Source organism: Bacillus cereus group sp. N12 (genome assembly GCF_016483575.1).
Lineage (GTDB): Bacteria > Bacillota > Bacilli > Bacillales > Bacillaceae_G > Bacillus_A > Bacillus_A toyonensis.
On sequence record NZ_JAEHBO010000150.1, the window covers coordinates 1 to 5,677 of the forward strand.

A 5,677-nucleotide genomic window follows, 5' to 3' on the forward strand; every position below is an offset into this window, starting at 1 on the left:
TTGTCCCTGTGAGAGTAGGACGTCGCCAAGCAAGCTTAAGACGAGTCAGAATGACTCGTCTTTTTTGTGTTTTATAAAATAAGCTCGTTATCTGTAGTTTTCTTGAGCTATAAATAACGAGCTTATTTGTGTTAAAAAATAGCAATATGAAATTTCAGTAAAGCTCTGTTTATTATAGTTCTGCTGTATTTTTCACATCAATGAGCTCAAATCGTTCGCAAACGAGTAGCATATCTTTAGAAAAAGTAAAACCAAGCTCATTTAGTTCCTTTGTAAAAAAACGAACATGGGTGTTTCTCCAGTAATTATAAGTACGATCGCCTTCGCCTTCAGCGATGGCGAATTCTTCGCTTACTTCATTCATCGGTGTTACAGTTACTTCTATTGTCTTAATAATCGCTACAGGTTCATCCTGACTATTGAGTATAATACTATAATCATTAGTCGTTGGTAGTGGTTCATTTTCTAATTCATAAAAAATGTGACCGGAGCATGTTGCGGTTTTGATACCGTCAATTACTAATTGTGCAAGATAATTAGGGGAATCCCCAAATTGCCAAGCTGTAACAGATGCTGGTTTTTCATTGTTTCCCCAATAAGTATCCCAATATGTTTGTGCTAATGGGTTCATTTGTATCGTTACCTCACTCTAATTAATCTTTAGTTTTTTTTATAATCCCTGAGAAATTTACTTATTTGTTATGCCTTTGTACTCATTTAAAATTTGTATCGGTGTGTTGCGAATTAAGAAAGAGAATATGCGGAATGAATATGGTTTGTAAACACGTTCTGTCCATATATGTGATTTTTAATTTTCCAATTGTGTCGTACGGTAAAGGATATAACTGTTTGAAGAATATTCGGATTATTAAGGGCGATTTATTACAACTATGCCATATTGAAGTGAGTAATACTAGAGGTGAAATAGAGAAAAAACTGATATTCCAACTTGAATATCAGTTTAGTAATATGTGACTTATATGAATCTATAGCAATATGAAAAGCGTAAATAAGATAGCCAGCAAAATACGATAATATGCAAAAGGTTTTAAACCAATCTTCTCTAAAAGCTTCAAAAAAGTTACTACGGCTAGCATTGCTACTATAAAAGAGGTAATGAATCCTACCGCAAACATAGGGATGTCATCAACGCTTAAATATTTCCAACTTTTTAATAAGTCTAAGCCTGTAGCTCCAACCATTACAGGAAGAGCAATGAGAAAAGAGAATTCAGATGCGGTCTTATAATTTACTTTCGCTAATAACCCTCCAGAAATAGTAGAGCCAGCTCTAGAGAAGCCAGGATATACCGCTAAGCATTGAAATAATCCAATTGTTAATGCTTGACGGTAGGTTAAATCATCCAGTGAATAGGCGGTTGCTTCTGTCTTTTTTACTTCTGCAAAAATCATAAGAATTGCTCCTGCTACAAGCCCAATGACGACAGTATATGGCTGGAATAAGTATGTTTTAATAACATCATGTAATAGTAATCCAGCAACTACCGCTGGGAATACACCAAGAAATACATGGAATGCGTTGAATTTTTTCTCTTTTCGTAGAAGAGGTTTAATATTACATAAAGAAACAAGACGTTTATAGTATAAAATCGCAATAGCTAAAATTGCTCCTAACTGTATAACGATTTCAAAGGTCTTTGCTCTTTCTCCTTCGAAACCTAATAAATGTCCGACTAATATAAGGTGGCCAGTAGAAGAGATAGGTAAAAATTCTGCTAATCCCTCTACAATACCGAGTATGAAGGCAATGATGATATCGCTCATAGTTTCACTCCTATAAATTAATGAATATCTACTCTCTTAAAATAGAATAGTGTTGCAATACATCCGAAAATTGCTGTTGCTGCAATGATGATATAAGAATACTCTGGTGGATATGTGGGTTGTAATTCGTTATTTGCGATATCTAGAGTAGCGGTCCACGGAAATAGATCTTTATGTTTAGAGTTCACGAGCATAAGGTTAGTCATTGTAATAATGACCGTTAATATAATAGGTGGTACATAGGTCTTCATTACAACGGTTAATAGTACAATAGGTGAAGACAATAGAAAGAGAAGTCCACCACATATTAAAAATTTTACGAGAGAGCTTAAGAGTAAGATGGTGCTAAATCCAGGGAAGCTACCTATTAGCCCTAATAATAAAGTTAGTGCCCAAGCGACTAAAGTAAGCATAATAATCCAAAGAAAGAGAATAATGAACTTACTTATAATAAAGCTAATGCGTGAGACTGGAATAGTTAGTAAATGTTTTAGTGTATCTTCTGTATATTCACGGGTAAACAGATAAGCAATCACTACCCCATATAAGGGGAATCCTATAACTAAAGTGGTATATAAGTTAACTTCAGTGAATAGTTGATGGAACAAAATAGTTGGAGTAGGTTGTTTTGTTTTTATGTGTATATAAGACGCTACGACCACTAAGAAGGGTGCGACGCCAGCCCCGATAATGCTAATCAAAAACATATTGGAACGTTTTAATTTTAATAGTTCTGTATAGAGCAGATTAACCAATTGTTCCACCTCCAACTAGATTGGTGAAATAATCTTCTAATCTGTCTTCGCTCATCGCCATTTTTAATACATCAACATCGTTAAGAACGAACGTTCTGTTTATGTGTCCTTGCTGTCCAAAATGAGAATAAATACGAATATTCCCTTCATCATGTACTTCATAATCAAAAATTTGAAGATGATTTTCTAATAGCATCGTGGCTCTATTGTCATTATTCACTTGAAATTCTATGTACTTACGGTTGGATTTGCGTAGCGTATCAAGAGAAACTTCTTCTAGTAACTTTCCTTCGTGGATAATTCCCATACGATCGACTAGTTGTTCTACTTCAGCTAATATGTGACTAGAAATGAGTATCGTTATATTTCTTTCCTGAGCTAAAGATTTAATGAGTTTTCGCATTTCTTTAATACCGATTGGATCGAGTCCATTAGTTGGTTCATCTAGTATGAGTAGTTCTGGATAGTGGAGAAGAGCACGTGCAATTCCTAAGCGCTGCTTCATTCCTAAAGAATACTTTCCTACTAACTTTTTTGTTTCGTGCTGTAAGCCTACTATTTTTAATGCTTCTTCAATGGCATTTTTTTTGTGGATCCCAATTATCTTTGCATTAATTAATAAGTTTTCTTTTGCAGTTAAGTTTTCATAAAACCCTGGAACCTCAACGATAGAACCAATTCTTCTTAAAATATCTTTTTGATTTTGAAATAAATCCTCTCCGAATATTTCAATGTTTCCACTTGTAGGCTTTATAAGGCTAAGTAGCATACGTATGGTTGTTGTTTTGCCCGCACCGTTGCGTCCTATGAATCCATAAACTTCTCCTTGTTGAACATTAATATTTAGATTATCTACTGATTTTTGAGTGCCATATACTTTAGTAAGGTTAGTCGTTTTTATAATTGTATGTATAGGAGACACCTACTTTCTATAAGTTCTTACTTACATAATAAGAAGGAAGGCTTAACTGCATATTAATCATTTCTTAACTATTTCTTAAAAGAAGTGTATTTTGGAATGGAAAAACCAAAAGTAGTTCGTTTCCATGGGATACTTTCAACCCATATATGCCCACCATTTCTCTCAACGAGCGCTTTAGAAATCGAAAGCAAGAGACCGCTACTACCAAAAGAGGAGGTTCTTGATTGTTCGCTTCGGTACATTCGCTCAAATATGTTTTGTAAATCATGTTTTGGAATGCCAGGGCCTTTGTCCCAAATAAGAAGTTCATATTCTGTATTGGTTTCTAGTAGTTCGATTCCTACTGTTTTCCCATCTTTTCCGTAATAAATGGCATTTTTTATTAAATTACCTATAATTCGCATAAGGCTAAGGTGATCTGCGATGATAGGACAAGTAGATTCTGGTATAAGAACCTGTAGTTCGATATTATGTTTTGAGAGTTCAGGTAAAAAATCGATTAAAACTTCTCTAGTAACTTCAGAAAAATCGAGTTCTTCTTCTTTTAGTGGGAATTCATTGGCGTCTAGCTTTGCCATATTGAATATTTCATCAACTAGATGTTTTAAGTTATTTGATTTCATATAAAGTATTTTAAGATATTCTTGCTTTTCTATTTCAGAAGCAGCTACTCCATCTTTTAAAGCATCGATATATCCAATAATGGAGGTGAGTGGTGTTCGGATATCATGCGAGATACTAGACAAAAGTTGTTTTCTAGATTTCTCGTATCTTTTTGCTTCAATCCGAACCTTTTCTAATTCAGCTATTAGTTCGTTTATTGAAAAAACGATATTATGTAAGGAACGGTCATTGCTTGTGAATAATCTCGTTTGTAAATTTCCGTTTAATACACGACTTAATTTAGTATTCATTGATTTGTGATTTTGAATGAATTGTATCCTTGAAAAGAAGAGATAAGTTGTAATTAAGATAAGGGTAATAAATAAAGACATTTTTACTCTTGGGCCCATTTGTATATTTAAAAGTCCGCAAACTTATAACCAATTCCCCATATAGTTTGAATGAATTTTGGATTAGAAGGATCGATTTCTATTTTCTTTCTAAGTTTTCGAATATGTACCATAACGGTATTGTCATCTTCTATATAATTATCGTCCCACACATTTCGGAAGAGCTGCGTTTTTGTAAATACCTTGCCCTGGGTTTGAAGTAAAGAATTTTAATAGTTCCAGTTCTTTTCCGGTTAAGTTGATTTCCTCTTTATTTGTATGAACTGTATATGTATTTAAATTGATAGTGAGTCCTTTAAAAGCTAAAGTTGTTTTTTCTTGAACGGTATTGTTACTTCCAAGAACTAAAAAACGCCGTATAAGAGCTTTTACTCGTGCAACCACTTCGTGAATGCTGAAAGGTTTCGTAATGTAATCATCAGCGCCAATGCTTAAACCTAAAATTTTATCAACTTCGTGATCTTTAGCGGTCAGCATTAATATCGGTACGTTAGTTTTATCTCTAAGCTTTCTACATACTTCAATACCATCTACTTTTGGCATCATAATATCTAATATAACGAGGTTATAATTTTTTTGATTAAATAACTGCAAGGCTTCATCGCCGTTAATCGCAGTATCTACCATATATAATTCTCGTTCTAAATATATTTTTAATAAATTTCGAATTTCTTTATCATCGTCTGCTATAAGAATACGTATATCTTTCATATTATCACCTGTTTCTAATAGAGTTTTATTGGTAGTACAACACGATAAGCAAAGAGGTACATTAGGGAATACAATAACTCTCTAATTATATACTAGTATTTGTTAAAATAAGGTTGCTAGTTTCTTTAGGGAAAACATTCTTATAAATTAAGTAAGGTTTGACGAATGAAGTATTTAATTGAATATGTTTCAGAGGATAGATTTAGTAAAGAGAAGGAGAAGAGAGTTTCTCGTTAATGAAACTACTGTAAGGGCTTATATAGCCTAAAGGGTATTAATATATTTAAATTAAATTTCTTTGTAAAAAGGTGTTGACGATTAGAGTATAGAGGTGTAATATAGAACAAGTCGCCGATGCAATAACGCAGAAAACGACAAACGAAATAAAAAACTTAGTTGACATCAATTAACGAAAATGTTAACATAAGGGAGTCGCAAATGAGCGACCAATTAGTTCTTTGAAAACTGAACGAAACAAACAACGTGAAACGT

The 5,677-nt window shown here is 33.4% G+C and carries 4 protein-coding genes and 2 pseudogenes; all 6 read right to left on the minus strand.

The genetic code is table 11. The features are described 5' to 3' along the window. Nucleotides 1–172: 172 nt before the first annotated feature. Nucleotides 173–631 (minus strand): ASCH domain-containing protein, encoded by a 459-nt coding sequence (locus tag JDS92_RS29395; RefSeq protein WP_098712044.1) that lies wholly within the window; start codon nucleotides 629–631, stop codon nucleotides 173–175. Between the two features lie 355 nt (nucleotides 632–986). Continuing rightward, nucleotides 987–1,784 carry an undecaprenyl-diphosphate phosphatase UppP gene (gene uppP / locus JDS92_RS29400; protein WP_001279969.1) on the minus strand — a complete coding sequence of 266 codons (798 nt, stop codon included), beginning with the start codon at nucleotides 1,782–1,784 and terminating at the stop codon, nucleotides 987–989. Nucleotides 1,785–1,801: 17 nt separating this feature from the next. Beyond that, the gene (locus tag JDS92_RS29405; protein WP_000247709.1) at nucleotides 1,802–2,539 is read right to left on the minus strand and encodes an ABC transporter permease; all 738 of its coding nucleotides are present in this window, start codon (nucleotides 2,537–2,539) and stop codon (nucleotides 1,802–1,804) included. Then, nucleotides 2,532–3,461, minus strand: coding sequence for an ABC transporter ATP-binding protein (locus tag JDS92_RS29410; protein ID WP_199632996.1), 930 nt, complete (start codon nucleotides 3,459–3,461; stop codon nucleotides 2,532–2,534). The genes JDS92_RS29405 and JDS92_RS29410 overlap by 8 nt, the downstream gene beginning before the upstream one ends. A gap of 68 nt (nucleotides 3,462–3,529) precedes the next feature. Next, nucleotides 3,530–4,498: pseudogene (locus tag JDS92_RS29415) on the minus strand (sensor histidine kinase); the annotation flags it as partial. Beyond that, a pseudogene (locus JDS92_RS29420) lies at nucleotides 4,483–5,185 on the minus strand (response regulator transcription factor). The pseudogenes JDS92_RS29415 and JDS92_RS29420, both read right to left, overlap by 16 nt. Between the last annotated feature and the right edge of the window lie 492 nt (nucleotides 5,186–5,677).

What these genes read in the sequence shown, in the direction of transcription:
- JDS92_RS29395 (WP_098712044.1), bottom strand. Translation starts at nt 631, where the DNA reads ATGAACCCATTAGCACAAACATATTGGGATACTTATTGGGGAAACAAT.
- uppP (WP_001279969.1), bottom strand. Translation starts at nt 1,784, where the DNA reads ATGAGCGATATCATCATTGCCTTCATACTCGGTATTGTAGAGGGATTA.